Source organism: Mesorhizobium sp. WSM4810, from assembly GCF_055811235.1.
In genome coordinates this window covers 1-22041 of sequence record NZ_JBVVQV010000013.1, presented here as the reverse complement: position 1 = coordinate 22041, position 22041 = coordinate 1, and the positions used below count along the sequence as shown (strand labels likewise).

The following is a 22041-nucleotide window of genomic DNA, read 5'->3' as shown; positions in this document are numbered from 1 at the left end:
ACCCGCCTCGCCACCAGCAATGCGTTGCGATCTGGAGAACAGATTGCGGAGCGTTACAGCCAGGTTCACTCGGCCTCTCTCCGCCCTTTGGGCTGGGTGCCCCTGACGCCCGTTACGGAAGAGAACGGCGGGGCCTGACGGGCCTATTTATTTCAATCCGACATGGGTTGGCCGTAGACCGATACGCTCACTGGGTTGAGCGCTACACTGAGGGTCGCCGCATGAGCATCACATCGGCCTACAAGCTGCGAGGCACTTGGCGATCGCCGCCCACCGCTAAGGCTCAATGGCTCACGATCTTTGTGGAAACATGGATCCGCGTGCCTGGGCGCAGTTTCTGATAGACGGACTTGAGCCGTTCTGCGCGCGCCTCCCACGAATACAGCTCGACGGCACGCTTGCGCCCCTCGTTTCCCATTTCGCTTGCCCGGACGGTATCCTCCAGCATCGTGATCAATGCCTGGGCGAGTTCGCCAGGAGCATCGACTTCGACCAGCATCCCGGTGCTGCCAGCTAGAATGGATTCACACATCCCGCCCACGCGCGTTCCAACCACCGGTATCCCGCAGGCCATGCCCTCCACGACCGATATTCCGAAGCTCTCGCTGAGTGACGGATTCACCACAATGTCGGCCTCATGGTACGTCGCTACGAGGTTCTTGTGGGGCACGTTGCCCACGAAGTGAACTCGATCACGTAACCCGTGGCTCTCGATGAGTTCTTCTAAGTGTTCCCGATATTTGCAATTGCCCCAGCGATCGTAGAAACGGCTCAACGCGGTAACCCGCGGATCCGACGAGAGGCTGGTCAGGAAGTCCGCCGGGAGCGGAGAATGCGGCCCTGCGATCCGAAGTTCCACGTCCGCGAACCTGGTCGCAACCTCACTGAAGGCCTCGATCAGTGTGTGTAGCCCCTTCTCTGGCGACACCCGCCCAACGAACAGGATGACATGTCGGGTTCTGGTGGATGCGGAAGCCCGCTGCTCGCTCGGCCGAAAGTAAGAAACGTCCACGCCATTACCGACAGTGGCAACGACGCCAGGATAGTCCGGGAATGCAGAACGAAAGGTGCTTGCGATGTGGTCGCTGACGGCGACCACAGCATCCACCACCTTGAGCTGACGGGCCACCTGATCGCGGTCACGCTGTGACAGCCACTCACACTGCATCTCAAGCACGAGCCGATGAGATGAGCTGGCTGCTTTCAGTTCCCGGCACCATGCCCAGTAATTCATCAAATGGACGATATCTGGTTGATCGACGGCGAGGTAGCGACGAACCTTGTTACGATATTGCGAGTGGTCATCGGCCTTCCGATCCAGCCGCAGCCAGCGCGCCAGGCGCGGAAACTGGTGGATGATCCGCTGCAGCGCGCGGTCGCGCCGCGCCGCAGCCCGCCGCACCGCGAACGGCAGGTCCGCGGGCACCGTATCGTCTCGATAATGCTTGCCATAGAGCGTAATCTGCAGGCCTTCGCCGAGCCGCAGCGCCGTATTGTAGACGATCAGACCGATTGAGTTTTGAACAGGCGGAAAAAGTCTATCGTACGGCTGACCGACGTATACGAGCTTCATGTCACTCCCCACCGTCAGCTCGTTCAGGCGACTCTTCTAAGTGCAGGGCGGTCTTCGGGTCGGGAGAGGTGGTCGGCGAGGCGGCGAATGCCCTCTTCGAGCGGCACCAGGGGACGGTTCAATATAGCCTTCATCTTGTTCGTGTCAGGACAGCGGCGCGTCATGTCGCCCTCCGCAAGGGGCGGTCGGAATTCCAACTTCGATGACGAGCCCAGCACTTCGATGACAAACTCGGCCAGCTGTCGAATGCTCATTTCCACGTCGCTGCCCACGTTGATCACTTCGTTCTCGTGCGCGCGCGTTCGATGAACCGCGATGCAAGCGTCAACCGTGTCGTCGACATAGCAGAAGGTGCGGGTCTGCGAACCGTCCCCGTAAATCGTCAGGGGCTCGCCGCGCTGGGCGGCACGCACAAATCGCGGCAGAACGAAATCCTCGCTCTGACGTGGTCCGTAGGTGTTGAAGAAGCGAAAAATGGTAAATGGCAGTCCAAACTCACGCTGAAAAGTGCGCAGATAGACCTCTCCAAGATTCTTCACCACTGCATATGGCAGACGAGAGTTAAGCGGCGTGGTGCTCTCGTTTTGAGGAATCTCGAAAGGCTCGCCATATACCTCCGATGACGAAGCGAAGTAGAGACGCTCGGCGCCGGTGTTCTTGCATAGCCTCAGCACGTTCTCGATACCGGTGATGTCGCGCAGCACGAGCAACGGATTTGCCAAAGTCCGCTGCACACCGACCACGGCTGCGAAGTGGAAGACGTGGGTGAAATGGAAGCGGTAGAACAACGACGAGATGTCGTCGAAATCGTTCGCATCCGCCTTTACTACGGTCAGATTGCCCGCGTCTATTTGTACCTTGTCTCGACTTCCGGTCGACAGGTTGTCAGCGACGACCACCTGGGTCTGAGGTAGCTTGACCAACGCGCGAGTGAGGGCGCTGCCGATATTGCCCGCTCCACCAGTTACCAGGATCGATTGCATCATATTCCCCACCTCAACCGAACAGTTTAATCGTCTGACGCAGTGTGCGTCCCTTCGCCAAACGCGACATCTTCGATCTCGCGAGCGAAGGTGGCTCCTAGATCCTTTAGGACGTCGCTTGAAAGTTAAATGTGGCAGCGCCAGGTTTATTTGACAACGTGGCTTGGGGTAAGCATTTCGGCTGTTCTCCCAATGGTGCAATCCATGCTATTTTCAGCTCTGGGGCTGGCTAAGCGCATACATTTTGCTGATTGCTGTGAACTGCTTCCCCGCGGTAATTGAGGGGATCCTTTATTGTCGACATTGAAGCGAAAGTTGCCAGCATCTCATGCAAACTGCTCCAGATCTTCAGGAACTGGTTAACCGCATCCGAACGCGGGACTACACCATTGGCATCATGGGCCTCGGCTACGTTGGCCTGCCGCTCGCCATGATCTCGCTGGACGCGGGGTTCAAAGTCATCGGTTTCGACATCGACGCGTCTCGGGTTGCACTTCTTAACCGCGGAGAAACAGGCATAGATCATTTGCCTGGTGCTGCCATCAAAGTGGCTGTCGACAGCAAGCGGTTTCGCGCCACCAGCGATTTCGCCGACCTAAGCGAACCTGACGCGATCTTGATAGCGGTGCCAACGCCGCTTACCAAAAACCGGGAGCCGAACCTGTCGTTCGTCGAAAACAGCGCACGTGCGATCGCGGAGCGGCTGCGCCCTGGTCAACTTGTCGTTCTGGAGTCGACGACCTGGCCAGGAACGACGCGGGAGGTCGTGCAGCCGTTGCTCGAGGCGACGAATCTTTCTCTGGGAAAGGACTTTTTCCTCGCCTATTCGCCCGAACGGGTGGACCCAGGCAACGACGTACACACCACCGCCACAGTTGCAAAGGTGATAGGCGCCGACGATCCATCGTCCCTACAAGTTGCAAAGGAACTGTATGATCAGATCATCGTGCAAACCGTTCCCGTTGCCTCCACCGCAACGGCAGAGGCTGTGAAGCTGACCGAGAACATATTCCGCTCTGTGAACATTGCGTTGGTCAATGAGCTAAAGGTGATTTTTGACAGGATGGGCATCGACGTCTGGGAGGTCATCGAAGCCGCCAAGACCAAGCCGTTCGGATATATGGCGTTTTATCCAGGCCCCGGCCTCGGCGGGCACTGCATCCCGATCGACCCATTCTACCTGACCTGGAAGGCAAGAGAGTACGAAGTAACAACACGCTTCATTGAGCTTGCCGGTGAAATCAACACGAACATGCCGCATTATGTGGTTGACCGCCTTGTGGAGGCCTTGGACCGGCGAGCGAGCCGCGGCCTGAGCGGTTCGCGGATCTTGGTGATCGGGATGTCCTACAAGAAAAACGTGGGTGACACACGAGAAAGCCCATCGTTGAAGCTGATCGACATCATGGAGCGACGCGGGGCAGTCGTTGATTACCACGACCCCTACGTACCGGAGATACCCGGAACAAGAGAGTACGCCAACCTGGCAGGTCGCCCCTCTGTGGACATCTGCGCTAGCAGTTTGGCATCGTATGATGCCGTTGTCATCTCGACAGATCATGATGCGATTGATTGGCACAACATCACCAAGCACGCAAAGCTGGTGCTCGATACCAGAAATGCTTGTGCGCGCAGTCAGTCACGCACCGACAACGTCGTAAAGGCATGAGCGTCCCGACTTGCGCACTGGCTTGGTCAACCTGCTAGCGACAACGTCGAATAGTTTAACACGCCGAGCGGTTGAATTCATTCAGCGCAGCGCAATTTTCCCGGACTTGAGCGTCGAGGCATGAGCGCCGGCGCAGCCGTGTAAACAGGTGGAGCGGGCCGAGCTCGCTACGGTTCATGCTGCGCCGGCCGATGCTCCCACCGTCAGCGGGCCTTTTGGTCGCCATCAGCATCCTTGCCGACCGCGTCATTCCGCCAGACATGGATCGCTTCGAATGCGTCCCAGGCGATCGACACAATGTCGAGATCCCCGTCACCGTCGAGGTCGACCGTCCTTGCTCCGAGATGGCTTTCCATCCCTTCGCCGACCAGCTGCTCGATGAACCGTCCCCCACCCAGATTATGCCAGCTCGAGAGGCGAAGTGCGCCGCGATGCTCGCCCATGATAAGATCCGGCCTGCCGTCCCCAGTCATATCGGACACTGAAAGGCTATTAAGGGAACCGCGCGAGGTGATTTCGTGTTGCTCCCAGTCGGAGGAGCTGTCGCCGGGGTTTTGCCACCAATACGCCTTAGCGCTGTCGGCATTGCCATTTTCCTCGGTCACGACGATGTCCGCACGTCCATCGCCATCAAGATCGGCGGCCGCGACGCGGTCGGGATAGACCATTTCAGGAACTTTTCCAACATGCCGAAGCTCCCAGTCTGGCGAGCCGTCACCTGGATTGCGCCACCATGCGGCCGTCTTTGCATCGCCGGTCGTGGCGACAAGGTCAAGTAGACCGTCGCCATCGATATCGGCGAATGCGATCCCTTCATCAGACGCTTCGGCGCAGATGCGGGTGCGCGGCCATGGCTCGACTGTTGGATCGTCAGGAATCTTAAAATAGAAAACCCCACCCCCACTCGAGACCGCCAGCTCCGGCTTCCCACCTTTTACGACCTGGGCTAGGGCATGGCCCTGAGAGCCGAGCTCATGACTGGCGGCGGGAACCTCTCCGATCTCGTGCTCTTCAAAGCGGTGCGCTACAATGTCCTTGGCATGGAGCCACACCAGGTGCAGAGCCCTGCCTTCGCCGCGCTGTGCTATGACCTCCCCGCGCCCGTCACCATCGAGATCCAGGGCTGCGACCGCGTCCACACCCTCGGGAAGCGGTGTCCGTTCCCATTCTGTGTTCCAGGCTTCGGACGGTTGACGGTACCAGAACGGACCCGAGATGATGTCAGTGAGATCATCACCATCCATGGCGGAAAAAGCGACCCCAAAGGAGCGGACGTGCCCGTTCGTGATACGATGATAGGTCCAGCGATCGAGGCGGACCGATGCAGGCGGATCCAGCCGATTGATCCACACTCTGACTGGCGGGTTGCCCACCCAGTTCGCCCCATAGATGTCAAAATCGCCGTCCCTGTCGACATCGGCGACGACGCCGTTGTGGAGACCCACATCGTCGATCACTTGACGGGCCCAGCGCGTTCCTCGCCCGTCGACATTGTAATGAATCGCGAGCTTGCGCTCCTCGGTCGTATGCATCTGCCCGACAACGACATCGTTGTCCCCGTCTCCGTCCATGTCGGCGGCCTGCAGCGTATGGGCGCCCGCGACAGAAGGCTGAATGACATGGCGGATCCAGCGGCCCGTCGGTCCGGCGAGGGGCTGGAACCAGGCGACGTCGTCAGTGTGCTCGGAACTTGAAGTCAGAATGTCGGCGCGGCCGTCCTGGTCAAGGTCGGTGACGAGCGCCTTGAATGCAGGATTGAACGGACCAAGCTCATAGCTGCGCCATAGTGCTGCGTCGCGTGCTGCCGCTGCGCCCGGATTCGACGCCCATACTCCGTGCAGGACGAGATCGACATCAGCATCGCCGTCAATATCACCAATTGCCATTCCCTCTTCGCCAAGGTTGAAGAAAAAGCCAACGCGGGCCCAGGAGTTGGGGCTTTCTTGGAAGAAAATCATCACTTCGCCAGGCGCCCGAACGACGATATCAACGAGGCCGTCCCCGTCGAAATCAGCCGCCTTGATGTCTTTGCCCCAGCTGCCGACTGCACCGATTTCCCGACGATTCCAGCTGGGACCGTGGGTCGGGTTACCATTCGGCCGCGGGTTCTCGAACCAGACGAGATTGACAGCATCGGGCCCATCGGCCGTGACGATGTCGGGATCACCGTCCCCGTCGATGTCGGCAAGCACTCCGTCGGTGGTGAACTCGACGCGAGGCCTCGCGATTACGGTGTGAACCAGATCGGGCCACCGCCACCAAGACATCGCATCCTCGGGGAAGCCGCCAAGGACGAAATCTAGTCGACTGTCGCCGTCTATATCGCCAACAAGCTTTACGTCTCCTGAATAGGGGGCAATCTCTTTGCGTTCAAAAACAAGACCCGACTGTAGAATTTCTTCGGGAGGCCCCTGTCCCCGAGCGGCCTCGCAACTTGCGAGGGTGTACCCGATCACCAGGACCGCGATCAGGCGGCCGAACATGCTAAATGTTGATTTCGCAGCGTGTGAACATTTCGTAGTCGGCCAGCGACCGCCCGACGAAATCTCCCCCTGACAAGTCCGACAGCGTCCGCCATTCATCTTGGTTCTCCAGGCGCTGCATCTGCGCGCATGCGCCGCCAGCGCTTCCCGCGATATGCCGATAACGTCGCCAAGATAGGCGAGGCTATTGAGCGTGGACGACGCAATGGTACCAATCCAGACTGGATACTCTAATACCGCAACAGGGCGACCATAAGCACGAAGCGCCGCGCGAACTACTGCATTGACGGCGACATGATCGGAAGTCGGATCCTTTGCATAGTTCACGAAAACGCTCCGCGGCCGCCATGATTTGAGCATCGACACGACCGCATTTGTTATCTCATGAACGTGATGATTGGCCGCCCCGCCTGGAAGGCGTAAGAATGTAACACTTTCGGATGCGCCCAGACGATGCACTGCTTCTATGGCTCCGGCCTCGCGTGTCCGCAAGGTTTCAGGATGCCTAAGGTCGCGGTGAGGAGACGGCGCCATCGGTGACAAAAAACAAAACGGACCTGGGCACCCGAGGCAATCTTTTTGGCCGCAACGCCACCGCAACCCAGCATCTCATCATCCGGATGCGGCACAACAACGACAGCCGACGCTGACCAGTCGCCTACCTCAAACGGCCTAAGTCGCAGTCGCAATTGACTAGCAAGCATGGTGCTGAAGGTCCGCCTAATCCCCATTGGTGCGCTTCCATCATCCGTTCGCTCGCATTGTTGAACGCCGATCGCCCATGGTAACAGAACTCACTGGCGTTCGAGGCCTGTGTCTGTTGGTGGGGAAGACTTTTATGAAAGTGGGTACCCTCGGGGGAGGATTTGGGACACGGCTGGCCGAGGAAACCGAGAGCCTGCACGCGTTCAAGCCGCAATGGACGGCCGACGCGGCGTCGCGCAGCTCCACGAGGCATTCGGCACTGTTGGTCTCTTGCTTGAAGAGTTCGAGGGGAGCGCTTCAAGCGCATCGCCCACGTGAAAAAGCTGATCCGCGATTGCGAACTGGACGAGCACCTGGTCTCGTTCCCGTTCTGGCCAAAGCAGACTGAGCAGGGCTAAGGGGGACGATATGGACATGATGTGCCTAGATGCGAAGTCGGTGACCGAGCGGGCCTGCCGATCTTGCGGTGGAAGTGGCATTGAGACGTTTCTCGAGTTCGGTAAAACGCCACTGGCCGATCGCCTTCTCACCAGCAGCGACATCAGCGAACCGGAGCCCATTTTTCCGCTGCGCGTCGCGTTCTGCAAAGACTGCAGCCTCGTCCAGATCACCGAGACGGTGAATCCGATAATCCTTTTTGCCGATTCTTATCCATATTATTCTTCTTTCTCCCCTGCTCTCTTGAAGCATTCGCGTGCGAATGCGCTTGATCTGATCAACCGCCGCGGTCTTGGCCCGGAGAGCCTTGTCATCGAATTGGCGAGCAATGATGGTTATCTGCTGAAGAACTACGTCGAAGCGGGAATCCGGGTGCTCGGAATTGATCCCGCCGACGGACCTGCCGCCGCTGCCGAGAGGGTCGGCGTGCCCACGCGCTGTGCGTTCTTCACCCGCGATCTCGCTGAAACGCTGCGCGCGCAAGGCATGCGCGCGGACATTGTCCATGCCAATAACGTGCTCGCCCACGTGGCCGACACCAACGGATTTGTGGCAGGAATTGCCCGACTTCTCAAGGATGACGGTGTGGCGGTTATCGAGGCACCCTATGTCGAACCTTTGATCGAACATTGTGAGTTCGACACGATCTATCACGAGCATCTTTGCTATTTTTCAGTTACTGCACTGGACAAGCTGTTTCGCCGTCACGGGCTTTACCTCAACGAGGTCAAGCACCTTTCAATCCACGGCGGTTCGCTGCGCCTTTACGTGGAAACGCGCGAGAACGTGGGTGCGACAGTAAAGGAACAACTTGCCCATGAGGCCTCGCGCGGGATCGATGCAATCGGCTATTTCCGCGATTTCTCCACCAAGGTCGACGCGCTGAAGCGCGACCTTTCCACGCTCTTGCGCCGGTTAAAGTCGCAGGGTGCCACGATTGCCGCCTATGGAGCGGCAGCCAAGGGAGCAACGCTGATTAACACCGTCGGCATCGGGTGCGACCTCGTGGACTTCGTCGTGGATCGCAACGTCCATAAACACAACAAATATATGCCCGGACAGCGCCTGCCGATCCGCTCGACTGAAGCGCTTCTCGAGGTGCAACCCGATTACGTCCTTCTCCTTGCTTGGAATTTCGTAGACGAAATTCTCGATCAACAGGCCGAGTATCGTGCACGCGGCGGAAAATTCATCCTCCCCGTCCCAACGCCGAGAATCATATGACAAAACAGGCGGACCGCGCGCAAATGGCTTGCCTGAAAGCCGACGGACCGACGCAGTCGGCGGGTTCCATTCGAACCGATTGCTTGGTCTGCGGTCAGCGAAATCTGCTCAATTCGGTGCTATTCGAAGCGTTGCCCCTGCTCTGCAACGCGCTTTGTGCGGACGCGGCATCGGCGCGCGCGGCACAGACCGGCAGATTTGCGACTACCTTCTGCCTCGGCTGCACGCACGTCTTCAATGCCTCATTCGAGGAAAATCGCATTGGTTATACGCAAAGCTACGAGAATTCGCTTCATTTCTCCCCCCGTTTCGTGGCGTTTGTTGAAACACTGGCCGAGCGCCTGAGCAGGACCTACGCGCTCTCCGGGAAGACGATCGTCGATATTGGATGCGGCAAGGGGGATTTCCTGAAGCGGCTCAGCTTGATCAGCGGTGCGCAGGGAATCGGTTTCGACAAGAGCTTCGAGGACAATCGGGGGGAGGTGGTCCCTGGCGTACGATTTATCAACGACTGGTTCGGCGATTCCTACGCGGATTTGCGTCCGGACCTGGTGGTATGCCGCCAGGTTCTCGAACATATCGCCGAGCCGGTGAAATTCCTGCGCGCCCTTCGCGCCCATCCGGGCATCGGACCGGAGACGGTGTTCTTCTTTGAAGTCCCGAATGTCCTTTACACGCTCCGAGATATGGGAATCTGGGACCTCATTTATGAGCACGCCTCCTATTTCACGCCCGCTTCGCTGAACGCGGCGTTCGAGACAGCTGGCTTTCGAGTGCTGGATGCAGGGACGTCTTTCGGCGAGCAATATCTTTACATTGAGGCGCGGCCGGCTGCCCCCAAGTACACTACTTCCGTTGACAGCCGCGAGATCGAGATGCTCGTCCGCGATTTCGAGCGCGCCTATCGCGACAAGATCGAGCGATTGGGTGGTTACATCGCGAGGCGCAATCCCCAGCAGACCGTCGTCTGGGGAGGGGGATCGAAGGGCATTACATTCGTCAACGTGGTGCCAGGCGCCGATCGGATCCGCGCGATCATCGACGTGAATCCGCACAAGCAAGGTCGCTTTGCCCCAGGAACCGCCACTCCGGTCCTTGCTCCGGAGGCGTTGCGCGGCCAGCCAGTCGAATCAATCATCGTCATGAACCCGCTCTACCGCGAGGAGATCACCAGTCTCGTAGCGGAGCTCGGCTTCACACCGGAGATTGTGGTTGCATAAAAGTTCAATTCAACCGCGGCGGCACGAAGCGCAGAACGGGATTGGCAGGGGATACTCCAATGACCGTGCCGGTCGGGATCAACACGGCCATTCCACCAAGGGTCATCGGACTTTCTCGTCTCGTTATAGCCCGACAATCTGGCAGAGAGCGCTCTCACTTTGATTGCCGCGGGCACCTCGTTTGCCCTTGAATATCAGCCAGCGCGGAAAGAGGTAGCTCCCGCTTCTTGATCGCCTGTGCGGATGGGCGTGTGGGACGCGGGATGGTCCCTCGGTAATCGGGCTGCACCAAACTGCCCGGAGGGGCGTAAGACATACGTCGTTTGGGGACGTTTACGTTCCCACGCTCCGGCGTAAGGTTTGGCAAGATGCACTCGAACGAATTCGAATCCCAGCGACGCGCCCGCAGCGATAACCGCCTAATTTGATTGCGCTACAAAGAGGATTTCCAGAGGAGCTGCCTATGACCAATAAGAACTGGAAGCAGCCATCCTTCCTCGCCAACCACAGCATCCTCAGCCATGCGTGCTTGTGGGGTGGTGGAATAGAATGACGAGCAAGCATGCGAAACGCCATCTGTGTCCCGCGACAACTCTGCGTTCGCGAGGTTCCAGCTCGATAAACGGTAGCCGGAGAGAGATCGACGGCTCTCCTTTTTATTCACGTAGACCAGGCCAGATCGCTAGCGGCGCAGCTGTGAGACGACGACGGAAAGCCTTGACTGCGCGATCGAAAGTCGCAGTTCCGTCCTCCAACGGGCAAAGAGACATGCGATGACATCGATCGGCGCGAAGATTGTCACCGGCGCAGCTTGGACAGCAGTCGAAACATGGGGGCGGCAAGCAGCCATGTTTGCCGTTTTTGTCGTATTGGCCAGGCACCTCGGACCTGAAGCATTCGGCCTCGCCGCCCTCTCCATGGTTGTACCCGTCATTCTTGCTGTTCCGGTCACGACCGGAATACCGGAGGCACTCATTCAGCATCCTAAAATTGAGTCCTTACACTTTGACTCGGCCTTCTGGCTTCTCGCCGCGAGCGGCGCGGTGATTAGCGGGCTCATCTGGATGTCTGCCGGTTTGATTGCTGCAGCGTTCGGACAGCCCATTCTCGAAGATCTCATCCGCTGGAGCAGCGTGGTCGTCGTAATCCAGGCCCTCTCGTCGGTACCTGCGGCTGTGTTGAAGCGCCAACTCGAGTTCCGCTTGTTCGCGTTGCGTACGCTTGCCGGCACCGTCGTCGGCGGCACACTCGGCATCGTCTTGGCAATAGGCGGTTTCGGCGTATGGAGCATGATTTGGATGCACCTTGCAAAAGCGGCTGTGGAAACCGCTGTCCTGCTCGTTGGCAGTTCTTGGCGACCCCGTCTGACCTTCTCCTACGCAAAGGTTCGTGACCTATTAGGATTTGGTGGCCCGCTTATCGTCCAGACTTTTTGGAGTTTTTTGAATGAGGAAATTCCAAAGGTCCTACTCGGTACGTTCCTCGGCCCCCACGCGGTCGGAGTCTATGCTCTCGCCCGTCGTCCGCTCGACCTTCTGGTGCAAGTATTCCTCAGTCCGCTGATGGCTGTCACTATGCCCACCGTGGCACGGATTCAAGATCAACCCGAAAAGATCGACCGCTTCTTCAACACGACCGTCCGCATCGCCGGGCTAGCGGGGTTTCCTGCATTCATCGGATTTGCCGCGATCGCACCGATCGCGGTTCCCTTTATCTTCGGCCCGCAATGGGCCAGCGGGGTCGTCGCTGTCCAGATTCTCATGCTGCTGGGCCTGCAACGCACGATTGACAGCCTCTGCGCGTTTACGATCCTTGCAATGGGTCACTCCAGGTTGATCCTGAAGTTGAACATAGCCTACTCTGTTGTCGCAACGATGCTGTTGTCCGTCACTGCGCAGATCAGCCTCGAGATGACAATGGTGGCGCTCGTAGCCTGCGGCCTGGTCCTCCTACCAATCTTCCTCTTCTACGCTCAGCGCATCGCGCGTATCGACGTGCTGAGACCCCTTGAGATCTTCCCACGACTGGCTCTCGCCGCCCTCCTGATGTTCGGCGCCGTCAGCGCGTGGCTAAGCAGCGCGCCTGAGCACGCCTCACAGGAGACGCTTCTTATTAGCGCAATTGTCCTTGGAGCCGCTGTCTATTGTACGGCTCTCTTCGTGCTGGTGCGCTCTGACCTGTTCAATGCGCGAGACTTGTTCCTCAGGCTTCGCGGCTAGTTTGGTGTCGGGCGCGACCTGTAGAAGAACCCCGGGGAAATAGGAGCCCTTCCAGCCAGCGCCGGTGGCGCCCCCAACCTCTCGGCGGCAAAGCCAATCATCTCGCGCAAGAGATCGGAATCCGGAGTCTTCTCCTCGAGCGCGCGCAAGTTCTGTCGATGACCACCGCAAAGCCGCTCGATCGCAACAGCGCTATCGAGGGCGCGCTCGCGAGCGGCGTCGCTACCGCCGAGCTACACCACCTGTGGGGACGCGACCGTGACCAGTACCTCTTCATCGAAGCAAGCCTCCCGAAACCGGGATGACCGCTGGTCTTTCAAGACTGGAAGGATTGATACGTTGGTCCGCCGCTTCGACCAAAACTATCGCGACAAAGTCGCCTGGTGGCGCGATTACCCATTACCTTGCCTGGGGTGCGGGATCAAACGGTATCACTTTCGTCAACGTCGTTCCCGAGGGCGCGCGGATAAGCGCTCTGGTCGACGTCAACCCGCACAAGCAAGAGCGCTTTGCTCCAGGCACAGGCACAGCTGTGGTTGGGCCGGAGAGCCTGCGCGGCCGACCCGTACGGTCAATCATCGTGATGACCGCTCTATCGAGACGAAGTTGCCCAGGCGGCACACAAGCTTGGTCTCGCGCCCGATATCATCGTTGCCTGAGCCGGCGACCCAGACTTTGCGGCTGACGGCCTGACTTAACCACTCCTTCGACGTCGATCCGTTGCAGGTTGACCGGCCTCAGCCAGCAGTGTCGCGTATAGTCGGTCGAGCGGCGCATAAACTGCGGCCATCTAAGTGGCGTCTTGGGCAGCGCTCGCCAAAGGGACAGCGAGTTAAGGCCGATCAGAAAGCGAGACCGGATGAGCTGCCCGCGCCGGTCCACCGCTGCATAGGTTACGAACCCGCGAAACGCAGCGCCGAACCTCTTCAGCACAGCATCAACCTGCACGTCATAACGCTCGTTGGCGGCGAAACCTTGAAGCGACTTTGTTGTCCCGACGGGCCGCGTGTGTCTCACAACGACATCGTCAACGATGGCGTACCGCAACCAAGGCATGTCAGTCAGGCGGGTCCAAAGAAGGTCTATTCCCGTCTCGTAGCCGAGCCCGAACAATTTGAATGCCGCTTGCAGGCACCTGGCGCTGAACACCGGGCACATCATCTCGACCGTGTTGGTATATCGTAATAAATATCGCTTGCCGATGACAAGCGTCGCTGCGTAGGAGAAATAGCTGTCCCAAGACAGTGCTGGCTGAAACAGATCAAGTTTATAGCGGCGGCCTATGGCGAACAGACGATTCAAGTCCAGCTTCGTCGTCTCGATGTCATCGTCGATCAGTGCAATGAGATCATATCGCGTCACAATTTCAGGGTAGCATTGAAACAAGGCATGATAGCCGGCGATCTTGCGCCCCGGGAGAAATACGCTGAACTCGTCCTGTCCATGGGAGACGCCAGCCTCGTAGGCGGCGACGAGAAGATCGAAGTCGGCGTCGCCCGCCCCCTCAGTCCAGCCGGCATGCAAAGAGCTACGCCCCGCCCGGACGATCACCAGATTTCTCTTGCCCGAGCCTTCCGGCAATTTTCGGAAGGCTGACACTGTTGAGGCCGCGGGCGTGACTTGGCGAAGGTTCATACAAAGCCTCCCGACGGGCGTCGCACCAGATCACTCGTTTCTAGCCAGGCGATCGGTTTGACACGGCATGAATGCGTTTCAGCGCTCCCAGGCCGGCGCCGCGGAGCTTGGTACGAAGCTGCGGAGATATGGCGCCTACAAGTTCCAGGAACAATCTTGCGATAAGCAGCGGATCCAAGATCCACGCAACCAGATGAAGCAGTGTCATGCCCAACGGTGCTGTGCGCCTGTGCCGATAGGCAATTGCGACGAGGTGTTTTAGCCGCCTCGACAATTCAAAGGCATTCGCCGCGGAGTCACCAGGATTTTGCCAAGCCAATCGCTCGGAGCTTGGCAACCGCACCGAGCGCGTCGGATGGTCACGGCTGTACAGTATCGCGTTGGGCGCATGAACAAACGTCCCGAGAAGAGCCATCTCGGCCAGAAGCGCACAATCGGAGCCGTAGTAGGGCTCGTGCAATGTCGTCTTGGCTAAGGATTCCCGACGCCAAAGGCCGAACATCGCAGCATCCCAACCGTGCGCAGCAACCATCAACCGGAAGCGGGATGCGGGCCACGGTCCTTCCATGTCCGGCAGCACCCTTTCGACATAGGAAGTGAGCTGCCCTGTCTCGTCGATTCCCAGCAGGCGCGGGTAGGCAATAACGTGGCGGGCATTCGCGTCAAGCGCACGCACGCAGTCTGTCAAGAAACCACCGCTCAAGAGGTCATCGTGCGCGCACCATTTGAAATATTCGCCTGTGCTCAGCTGGAAAGCTCGATTGAAATTGGCACCGGCGCCCAAATTGCGCGCGTTTCGGACATAACGGACGCGCTTGTCCAGCCTCGCGAATTCCAGACATATATCGGCTGTTCTATCCGTCGAAGCGTTGTCGGTGATGACGAGTTCGAAATCACCGAAGTCCTGCTCGAGGATCGACCGGATCGCTTCGGCGACGAAATTCTCGCCGTTGTAGACCGGCATACCAAGGGACACTTGCGGCGACTTAGGACGTTCCATTTCGGGTTCTTCTTTGACGAGAGAGCGCAATCAGACCGCGACGACTTCCGCTCGAAGGTCCAGCGCAATCAAGGATTGCGTCACTTCATTCAGGTATATCGGGTTCATGACGATGACGAGATCAGGGGGAGCGTCCAACAAGTCGCTTGGCGCGATGACCGGGTGCCCGGTTCCGGGCGTAAACTTGCCTTGCTTGTAGGGGTTGATGTCGACTGCTGCCCAGACTTCGTCTCCAAGCTGCAAGGTCGTCAGGAACGACACTGCCTTGGAGCCGCCACCCCACAGGACGACCCGCCGGCCGGCGGCGTGCGCGGCGCGAATGCGCTCCTGCCAGCAAGTCTGAGCGGCTCGCACGCGGGCGGGAAAGGTTTCCGCCAAACGGTGCATCACTTCCAGATCGTGCTCGAGCGGTAGTCTCGGCGTCGTCCGGCCGGCTGACGGCCGGGCGTACTGAACGATGTACTGGTTGTCGTAGACGAGCTCCAGATCGGTAACGTCGAAACCTTCCTGGCGAAACAGGCGTGCGTGCGCGCCAGGACTGAAATAGGAGCAATGCTCGTAGTAAATGTCCCAGAACGCGCTCTCCACGAGCACACGTTTTGCATCCGGCGTCTCGAAGACCGCCCAATCCTGGGTCCTCTTGCCGATCATCTTGCGGATCAGCCGCACGAAACTCGACACCGAGCTTACGTGTTCGAGCGTGTGGCGACAGAGGACCGTATCCGCCTGGAGATGCTGGTAGTCCGGTCCGAAAAAATCGACGATGATCTTGACGTCGCCGTACTCGTCATTACGGCCTTTGTCGGCTCGATAAGCTGGATCGATGCCGAGCCCGGTGGCGCCGGCCGTCATGCAAAGTTCGCGGAGAAATTCACCCTTGCCGCAGCCGATCTCTAACACGTGCTTGCCGGCTATCGCACATTTTTGTGCAATCTCGCGTGCAAGTCCCTTCGCGAAATTGTTGAAGGTGCTGGAAAAATGCTGGGATTCCTCGAAGTTGGTGGAGTACCCCATGATCGTCTCGTCAAAGGCCTTGTTGAATATGAACCCGCATGCTTCGCAGAATGCGAGGTCAAGGTCGCGACGAGGAAAGGCATGGGCTTCTTGGGCCGAGTTAAGCAGGACGCAACTATGCACCGGGATGGCTTCGACCCGGTAGATCGACCGGCTGACTGGCGCCGAGCAGCACGGGCACACGGCCGATCGAAGCGTTTTGCTGTTACTTGCCATGTGAAGGTCAAATGAGTTCATTGTAAAATTGGCTCGACAAGTGAACCGGTTATATCGCGCGTCGAGCTCTCAGCTCCGAAGAGTTCATTGTACTCGGTTGCGCGAGCGAGTTGGACAGACTGGGCCAGGCCAAGGGCGTCGAGAATCGCCAGGTCGAATCTTTCCTCGGAGAACCGGGTCGCGTTCATGCGACAGGCGTGCGGCGTAATGGACAGTGCATTTTTCTCGAATAGATCAATGGCCCCAGCTACGGAATCGACGGCCTGACGGTCGAAGAGCACACCTGTCGGATGGGCGCTCTCGCCAAGCGGCCGGACAATGTCGCGCGCACCTCCGCGGCCGAAGGCGATCAATGGAGTACCACACGCTTGGGCCTCGGCAAGCGTTATCCCGAAATCCTCGCATCCAGCGAACACCATCGCACGAGCATTGGCGATTTTTTCGATGTATTCATGCCGCGGCAGATAACCGGTGAAGACTATGTTGGAGCCGGCAAGCGATCGCAGATGCTTGGATTGTACTTCGTCGCCTACAACAACCAGGCGACGCGACGGCGTTTTGCTGAACGCCTCGATTATCAGATCCGTACGCTTATACGGGGCGTGGAACGCGGCCGTGACGTAGTAGTCATCCTTGTTGACCACGAATTTAAGATCCTCGATGGCGACCGGCGGATGGACTACCCGCGCGTCGCGGCCGTAAATCCGTTCGATTCGAGAGCGGACATAATTCGAGTTTGCCAGCATCAGGTCAGGACCATGTGCCGTTCGGGTGTCCCAGGTCCGCAGCCTGTGAAGCATGTAACGAAAGGCTAGACCTTTTGGTCCAAATCCCAGGCCGGCTTGCTGCAAATAGGAGAATTGTTCGTCCCACGCATACCGCACCGGACTGTGCACATAGCACAGGTGTAGTTGGTCTGGGCGAGTCAGAACGCCTCGAGAGAATGCGGCCGAAGAGGAAATTACCGCGTCATAACCCGTGACATCAAATTGTTCGATCATAAACGGACAGAGAAAGAAAAGTGACCTGTAGTACTTTTCCACGAACGGAAGTCGATTCATGCCGGAAACGTGGAAAATTACGCCTGGAAAATACTCTTCCTTGATTTCCTTCGGGAGAAAATCAAAGAGGGTGAAGACCTCGGCTCTTGGAAAAGTCTTGCAGATACGAGCAAGGACCTGCTCCCCTCCCCGAAAGTTGGGGCACCAATCATGCACGACGGCGATGCGGGCGTTGCGGTCTATCGCGGCAAATGGCGTCTTGCTGATGGATCGCAAATGTTTGGCATCACGGCCCACCATAGTGGTTGCTTTCGGCTGTCGCACATGGCGCATGCTTTGCCCCTCACGGAATGTTGGCACCTTTTCCGGAATTCTTGTTGCCCGGATGCTCAGCGACTGTGTGCCGTCCGTCCCGTCCAAACAAGTTGCCTATCGGGTTAAGCGCCGCACCCTCCCGAGGCCGGATGTACTCCAACGAGGTACGTCTACTACTTCGATGGGCCTAAGCAGGCCTCAACGCTAACCTTATGCGCAGGCTGTATCGGCGCGGCCGGCGGATTAGGATCACAGCGCGCTCACTTCGCAAGCAGTGGTCGCACGCCGTATCTGTAATCCATTGCTCGCGAGGAGAGTTGATCGTCGATGAAAGTGGTGGTGATCGTCGCAACGTTTGGTCGCAAGGAACAAGTGGCTCGGCTTCTCGCACAGCTTGAGCGACAGACCCTGCTCCCTGACGCCGTGATACTGTCGGCCCCCGACGCCAGCCATATTCCCGGTAACACGGTTTGCCGGTTTCCCGTATCGCGCGTCGTCGGAAGGACCGGCTTGCCGGCGCAGCGCAACATCGCCCTCGACGTCGCAGGCGACCGTTTCGACATAATCACCTTTTTCGACGACGATTTCATTCCGGCGGACGACTACCTCGAAGGCGTATCGAAGGCGTTCAAGCAGCAGCCCGACTGGGCAGTGATGACGGGATACGTGCTTAAGGACGGCGCGACAACCGCAGGGCTCACATGGGACGAGGGCATCCAGGCGCTTCGCGAGGCCGGCCCTGCGACTGAATCGCGTGGGGTGGATCAACTCAGCGCCTATGGATGCAACATGTCGATCAGGGCCGCATTCATCAACGGCCTGCGCTTCGACGAACGGCTTGCGCTCTATGGCTGGCAGGAAGACGTTGATTTCACCAGCCAGTTGAGAGCCAGAGGGCGGGTCGTCCGTTTGCCGTCGATCCGCGGGGTTCACCTCGGCATCAAGAGCGGTCGCGTAAACGGCATCCGTTTCGGCTATTCCCAAGTGGCGAATCCGATCTACCTCGTCCGCAAAGGCACCGTCCCATCGACTTTCGCACTTAGATTGATGGGCAAAAATCTGCTCGCCAATCTCATGCGCAGCCTCTGGCCGGAATCCTACGTCGACCGGCGAGGGCGTCTGCGCGGCAATCTCCTGGCCCTTTCACATGTGGCAAGGGGCCGGGTGGAGCCCGAGTATATTCTGAAGATCTAGTGCAGAGGTAAGAGAAGATCTAGTGCAGAGGTAAGAGATGCTCCAGGAACTGCCCTTTTCAGTCGACAGCGACGCTCGCTCAAATCATCGAGTTCGGCGCCTGGGCCAGTTGTCGGCTCAGCGCAAAGGTTGGCGCATTCTCCACGTCGTGGTGTATGCGGGGATATCCCTGGCCGGCATGTTGGGTGCCTCGGCTGCAAACGACAAAGAGTATGTGCTCGGTCCGCAGGACAAGCTCCGCGTCAAGGTCTACGAATGGCGTGCGTCACGCGACAAGATTTTTGGCTGGGATGCTCTCAACGACGAGTACACGGTCGGTCCCAATGGCTCCGTTTCGCTACCGCTGGTCGGCGAAATCAAGGCCGCCGGACTCACCACCGGTGAGATCGCAAACTCGATCGGCGACAGCCTCATGAAAAGTACCGGCCTTGCCCGAAAACCGAATACGGCGGTGGAAATCGTCCAGTTCCGACCGTTCTATGTTGTCGGCAAGGTGACGCAGTCGGGAGAATTCGCATACCGGCCTGGGCTGACCGTGTTGCAGGCATTGAGCATCGCGGGCGGGTTGCGGACTCGAGAGGACAGGGACACCAGGTTCGAGCGCGAAGTGATCCAGGGCGAAGGGGATGTGAGCCTGCTCAGACTGAACGAGGCCAGTCTCATCGCTCGCAAGGCACGACTCGAGGCGGAACTCTCGCATGCCAGCGACATTCAGTTTCCGGCCCAATTGACCTCCCGCATTCAAGACGACGTCTTTGCGATGCTCTTGAAGCAGGAGCGCCTGATCTTCCAGGCGCGCAGCGAGGGATTGGACACTCAGGTCAGGGCGCTTCATGGACTGCGCGAGTTCCTCCAGAAGGAACTTGCCTCGCTGGAAGCGCAACTCGTTTTCCTCGACAAGCAAATCGGCTCAATCCAGAAAGAGTTGACAGCGGTTTCGGCGCTTGTCGTCAAAGGCCTTGCGGCGGCCCCGCGCGAGTTTTCTCTAGAGCGGGCCCTTGCCCAGGCGCAGAGCGAGAGGTTGTCGGCGGAAACCAGTCTGCTGCGTGGGCGTCAGGAAATCAGCAAAACTGACATATCAATTCTCGAGCTCCAGGATGGGCGCAAAAATGAGGTAACGATCGACCTGCGTCAAACGCAAGCTGAGCTCGATGCTCTCGAAAGCAAGACAGAGACGGCAAGGCGGCTATTGTACGAGTCCGCGGTTTCTGCCCCGAGCCTTCTTGCCCGCCGAACTGATGCGGAGCTGGCTGCGCCGATCTACACGATTTTCCGGCCGTCGGCGGATGGTGCGACAGTGCAAATCCAAGCTGGCGAAACGAGTGCCGTCGAGCCCGGAGACACGATCAAGGTTGAAATACCACTGGCTGAGGATGAAACGGGCGCGCTGGACCTGACATCGACCGAGCGGCACGAGGCGCCGGGAATAGAACTCAAGGCAGAAACCGCCGGCGAACTGTAGGCGTTCCGTAGCCTCCCGGCGGGTCTTGCTAGAAGGATTAGGTAGAAACGCGCGACTGCTTGATGTAGATCAGGTAACTTCCTTGACCAATACACGCACTATATAGCTCTATCGCCATCGCGCTCTTTGAGAGGAAAAGAGACTTCGCTATGCAAGCAACTGACCTACCGAACGTCTTCTTGACCAACACGTTCGATGAATGGATTCAACAGAAGCCATCCAAGTCTCAGACGGTTCGCTTTGCCAACAAGGTTCTCCGAAAACTTGGAATAAATCTCGTCCTCGCACCACCTGTTCGCACGGGCTGGATGACCAGTGTTGAACAGAGAATGGACATGTATCACTTGGCAGGCGCAGCGCTTTTCTACAACGTACCGGGAGACTTCTGTGAATTGGGATGCCACGAAGGCAAGTCAGCCGTGGTATTCCAACGCATACTTCAGCATTACGATCCAAGCAGGAACCTTCACTTGTATGACAGCTTCGAAGGTCTCCCGAACGCCAGTGCCGAAGACGGCCACGCCAACGCTCACAAGGGCGACATGGCCACTACGAAGGATGCGCTCATGGCAAACTTCAAGCGTTTGAATCTTCGGCAGCCTATTCTTCACCAGGGGTGGTTCGAAGATACGCTTCCCACACAGTTGCCGGACAAAATTGCATTTGCGCATCTGGATGGTGACCTATACGACTCGGTCAAGGTCAGCTTGGAGTATGTGTATCCTCGCCTATCAAAGGGTGCTGCATGTCTGATAGACGACTACAGTGATCCTGGATTGTTCGACTCAGTCAATCTCTATCCGGGGGTAAAGAAGGCCTGCGACGAGTTCCTTAGCGATAAACCCGAAAAGGTTGCGCTTTTGTATGGTGGATTCGATAGCACTATGGGTTTCGGAGCTCATGGATACTTCCGAAAGCTCTGAGCCTGTCGACCGTGAACAATCCGGGCGCTAAGCGGCGACCGACTTCGACCGAAGTTGAAGCAGGGCGATCAAGAGCGACAAAAAATCCTTCAGGTACCCGAGCAGGAGGGAGAAGTTGTAGCCGGCGGCGGCCAGGATGGCGTTGAGGGCGTCGCCCTGCTGGCCGGCGAGGTAGTTGCGGCCCATTCTGTGTTCGCTCTTGATGTGGCCGATGACGGGCTCGACCGCCGACCGCCGCCGCATCTGGCGCTTGATGGCTGGGGTGACGCGGCGCTTCTGGCCGGCGGTGAAGACCCTGAACTTGTGGCTCTGCGGTGCGTTGTGGCCGCGATAGCCGGCGTCGGCGAGGATGCGGTCGATCTCGTTGCCGATGGTCTTTTCCATGTCGGGGATGACGCTTGCCAGCGTGTGGCCGTCATAGGGATTGCCGGGCAGTGCTTTTGCATGGAGGGCGAACTGGCCACCCTTGGAACGCTACAGCGTGGTGGCCACCGACACCTTCACCCCGAACTCGTAGGGCTATGCGCCTTGCCCTTGCCGATGCATTCTACCTCGTGTGCGTTCAGGCTGTAGATCTTGCGGCCGCGCTGGCGCTGGCGTTGCTCGAGAACGGTGGCCGCCTAGTAGAGCGGCCATTTGAAGAGCGCGTCCAGCCCCGCATCGCCGGCGATCTGGCGAGAGATGTCGCGGATGGTCCGGCCGAGATAGGTCTTGAGCCTGCGCAGCGCCTTGTTCGCCCGCTTGAACTGCTTGGCGTGGGCATAGCG

General features: G+C 58.4%; 17 protein-coding genes and 1 pseudogene. 9 read left to right on the top strand and 9 right to left on the bottom strand.

Going from position 1 to position 22041, the window contains the following annotated elements; translation table 11 throughout:
• Positions 1-283 precede the first annotated feature (283 nt).
• Positions 284-1573 (bottom strand): glycosyltransferase family 4 protein, encoded by a 1290-nt coding sequence (locus AC0L3O_RS19245; protein ID WP_128245267.1) that lies wholly within the window; start codon positions 1571-1573, stop codon positions 284-286.
• 23 nt (positions 1574-1596) lie between these two features.
• On the bottom strand, positions 1597-2559 hold the full coding sequence (locus tag AC0L3O_RS19240) for an NAD-dependent epimerase/dehydratase family protein (RefSeq protein ID WP_473616301.1): 963 nt from the start codon (positions 2557-2559) through the stop codon (positions 1597-1599).
• A 325-nt stretch (positions 2560-2884) separates the two neighbouring features.
• Here AC0L3O_RS19240 and AC0L3O_RS19235 point away from each other — a divergent pair, with 325 nt between their 5' ends.
• Positions 2885-4225, top strand: coding sequence for a nucleotide sugar dehydrogenase (locus tag AC0L3O_RS19235; protein WP_287175395.1), 1341 nt, complete (start codon positions 2885-2887; stop codon positions 4223-4225).
• 203 nt (positions 4226-4428) lie between these two features.
• Here the strand turns inward: AC0L3O_RS19235 and AC0L3O_RS19230 are convergent, their stop codons facing one another.
• Positions 4429-7242 carry an FG-GAP-like repeat-containing protein gene (locus tag AC0L3O_RS19230; protein WP_473616299.1) on the bottom strand — a complete coding sequence of 938 codons (2814 nt, stop codon included), beginning with the start codon at positions 7240-7242 and terminating at the stop codon, positions 4429-4431.
• A complete protein-coding gene (locus AC0L3O_RS19225; RefSeq protein WP_353817072.1) occupies positions 7173-7412 on the bottom strand; it encodes a PIG-L family deacetylase in 240 nt (79 codons plus the stop codon). Before AC0L3O_RS19225 ends, AC0L3O_RS19230 begins: the two co-directional genes overlap by 70 nt.
• 409 nt (positions 7413-7821) lie before the next feature.
• Between AC0L3O_RS19225 and AC0L3O_RS19220 the strand changes: the two genes are divergently transcribed.
• The 5 genes from AC0L3O_RS19220 to AC0L3O_RS19200 all read left to right on the top strand — a co-directional run bounded on the left by AC0L3O_RS19220 (position 7822) and on the right by AC0L3O_RS19200 (position 13199).
• Positions 7822-9075: a class I SAM-dependent methyltransferase gene (locus tag AC0L3O_RS19220; protein WP_287061278.1), complete on the top strand. Its 1254-nt coding sequence runs from the start codon at positions 7822-7824 to the stop codon at positions 9073-9075.
• On the top strand, positions 9072-10295 hold the full coding sequence (locus AC0L3O_RS19215) for a class I SAM-dependent methyltransferase (protein ID WP_473530618.1): 1224 nt from the start codon (positions 9072-9074) through the stop codon (positions 10293-10295). Before AC0L3O_RS19220 ends, AC0L3O_RS19215 begins: the two co-directional genes overlap by 4 nt.
• A gap of 773 nt (positions 10296-11068) precedes the next feature.
• Positions 11069-12514 carry a lipopolysaccharide biosynthesis protein gene (locus AC0L3O_RS19210; RefSeq protein ID WP_473616298.1) on the top strand — a complete coding sequence of 482 codons (1446 nt, stop codon included), beginning with the start codon at positions 11069-11071 and terminating at the stop codon, positions 12512-12514.
• Positions 12515-12672: 158 nt separating this feature from the next.
• The gene (locus AC0L3O_RS19205; protein ID WP_287061281.1) at positions 12673-12819 is read left to right on the top strand and encodes a hypothetical protein; all 147 of its coding nucleotides are present in this window, start codon (positions 12673-12675) and stop codon (positions 12817-12819) included.
• Entirely contained in the window at positions 12816-13199 is a 384-nt protein-coding gene (locus tag AC0L3O_RS19200) for a Rossmann-fold NAD(P)-binding domain-containing protein (protein ID WP_128245262.1), read from the top strand. Before AC0L3O_RS19205 ends, AC0L3O_RS19200 begins: the two co-directional genes overlap by 4 nt.
• On the opposite strand, the gene AC0L3O_RS19195 is transcribed toward AC0L3O_RS19200, so the two are convergent.
• The 4 genes from AC0L3O_RS19195 to AC0L3O_RS19180 are packed head-to-tail and all read right to left on the bottom strand — an operon-like array spanning position 13160 to position 17680.
• A complete protein-coding gene (locus tag AC0L3O_RS19195) occupies positions 13160-14149 on the bottom strand; it encodes a hypothetical protein (protein ID WP_473616297.1) in 990 nt (329 codons plus the stop codon). The genes AC0L3O_RS19200 and AC0L3O_RS19195 overlap by 40 nt on opposite strands.
• 40 nt (positions 14150-14189) lie before the next feature.
• A complete protein-coding gene (locus tag AC0L3O_RS19190; RefSeq protein ID WP_128245261.1) occupies positions 14190-15149 on the bottom strand; it encodes a glycosyltransferase family 2 protein in 960 nt (319 codons plus the stop codon).
• A 30-nt stretch (positions 15150-15179) separates the two neighbouring features.
• Entirely contained in the window at positions 15180-16400 is a 1221-nt protein-coding gene (locus AC0L3O_RS19185; RefSeq protein ID WP_473533776.1) for a class I SAM-dependent methyltransferase, read from the bottom strand.
• Positions 16397-17680, bottom strand: a complete 1284-nt coding sequence (locus AC0L3O_RS19180; protein ID WP_419697011.1) for a glycosyltransferase — start codon at positions 17678-17680, stop codon at positions 16397-16399. Before AC0L3O_RS19180 ends, AC0L3O_RS19185 begins: the two co-directional genes overlap by 4 nt.
• Before the next feature lie 342 nt (positions 17681-18022).
• Between AC0L3O_RS19180 and AC0L3O_RS19175 the strand changes: the two genes are divergently transcribed.
• The 3 genes from AC0L3O_RS19175 to AC0L3O_RS19165 all read left to right on the top strand — a co-directional run bounded on the left by AC0L3O_RS19175 (position 18023) and on the right by AC0L3O_RS19165 (position 21274).
• Positions 18023-18889 carry a glycosyltransferase family 2 protein gene (locus AC0L3O_RS19175; protein WP_473616295.1) on the top strand — a complete coding sequence of 289 codons (867 nt, stop codon included), beginning with the start codon at positions 18023-18025 and terminating at the stop codon, positions 18887-18889.
• 178 nt (positions 18890-19067) lie between these two features.
• The gene (locus tag AC0L3O_RS19170; RefSeq protein WP_473616394.1) at positions 19068-20351 is read left to right on the top strand and encodes a polysaccharide biosynthesis/export family protein; all 1284 of its coding nucleotides are present in this window, start codon (positions 19068-19070) and stop codon (positions 20349-20351) included.
• A 149-nt stretch (positions 20352-20500) separates the two neighbouring features.
• A complete protein-coding gene (locus AC0L3O_RS19165; protein ID WP_473616294.1) occupies positions 20501-21274 on the top strand; it encodes a TylF/MycF/NovP-related O-methyltransferase in 774 nt (257 codons plus the stop codon).
• A gap of 27 nt (positions 21275-21301) precedes the next feature.
• Here the strand turns inward: AC0L3O_RS19165 and AC0L3O_RS19160 are convergent.
• Positions 21302-22041 (bottom strand): annotated as a pseudogene (locus AC0L3O_RS19160) (transposase); the annotation flags it as partial.

What these genes read in the sequence shown, in the direction of transcription:
- AC0L3O_RS19210 (WP_473616298.1), top strand. Translation starts at nt 11,069, where the DNA reads ATGACATCGATCGGCGCGAAGATTGTCACCGGCGCAGCTTGGACAGCA.
- AC0L3O_RS19185 (WP_473533776.1), bottom strand. Translation starts at nt 16,400, where the DNA reads ATGAACTCATTTGACCTTCACATGGCAAGTAACAGCAAAACGCTTCGA.
- AC0L3O_RS19240 (WP_473616301.1), bottom strand. Translation starts at nt 2,559, where the DNA reads ATGATGCAATCGATCCTGGTAACTGGTGGAGCGGGCAATATCGGCAGC.
- AC0L3O_RS19245 (WP_128245267.1), bottom strand. Translation starts at nt 1,573, where the DNA reads ATGAAGCTCGTATACGTCGGTCAGCCGTACGATAGACTTTTTCCGCCT.
- AC0L3O_RS19195 (WP_473616297.1), bottom strand. Translation starts at nt 14,149, where the DNA reads ATGAACCTTCGCCAAGTCACGCCCGCGGCCTCAACAGTGTCAGCCTTC.
- AC0L3O_RS19205 (WP_287061281.1), top strand. Translation starts at nt 12,673, where the DNA reads ATGACCACCGCAAAGCCGCTCGATCGCAACAGCGCTATCGAGGGCGCG.
- AC0L3O_RS19235 (WP_287175395.1), top strand. Translation starts at nt 2,885, where the DNA reads ATGCAAACTGCTCCAGATCTTCAGGAACTGGTTAACCGCATCCGAACG.
- AC0L3O_RS19170 (WP_473616394.1), top strand. Translation starts at nt 19,068, where the DNA reads ATGTTGGGTGCCTCGGCTGCAAACGACAAAGAGTATGTGCTCGGTCCG.
- AC0L3O_RS19175 (WP_473616295.1), top strand. Translation starts at nt 18,023, where the DNA reads ATGAAAGTGGTGGTGATCGTCGCAACGTTTGGTCGCAAGGAACAAGTG.
- AC0L3O_RS19165 (WP_473616294.1), top strand. Translation starts at nt 20,501, where the DNA reads ATGCAAGCAACTGACCTACCGAACGTCTTCTTGACCAACACGTTCGAT.
- AC0L3O_RS19215 (WP_473530618.1), top strand. Translation starts at nt 9,072, where the DNA reads ATGACAAAACAGGCGGACCGCGCGCAAATGGCTTGCCTGAAAGCCGAC.
- AC0L3O_RS19230 (WP_473616299.1), bottom strand. Translation starts at nt 7,242, where the DNA reads ATGGCGCCGTCTCCTCACCGCGACCTTAGGCATCCTGAAACCTTGCGG.
- AC0L3O_RS19180 (WP_419697011.1), bottom strand. Translation starts at nt 17,680, where the DNA reads ATGGTGGGCCGTGATGCCAAACATTTGCGATCCATCAGCAAGACGCCA.
- AC0L3O_RS19220 (WP_287061278.1), top strand. Translation starts at nt 7,822, where the DNA reads ATGGACATGATGTGCCTAGATGCGAAGTCGGTGACCGAGCGGGCCTGC.
- AC0L3O_RS19225 (WP_353817072.1), bottom strand. Translation starts at nt 7,412, where the DNA reads ATGCTTGCTAGTCAATTGCGACTGCGACTTAGGCCGTTTGAGGTAGGC.
- AC0L3O_RS19200 (WP_128245262.1), top strand. Translation starts at nt 12,816, where the DNA reads ATGACCGCTGGTCTTTCAAGACTGGAAGGATTGATACGTTGGTCCGCC.
- AC0L3O_RS19190 (WP_128245261.1), bottom strand. Translation starts at nt 15,149, where the DNA reads ATGGAACGTCCTAAGTCGCCGCAAGTGTCCCTTGGTATGCCGGTCTAC.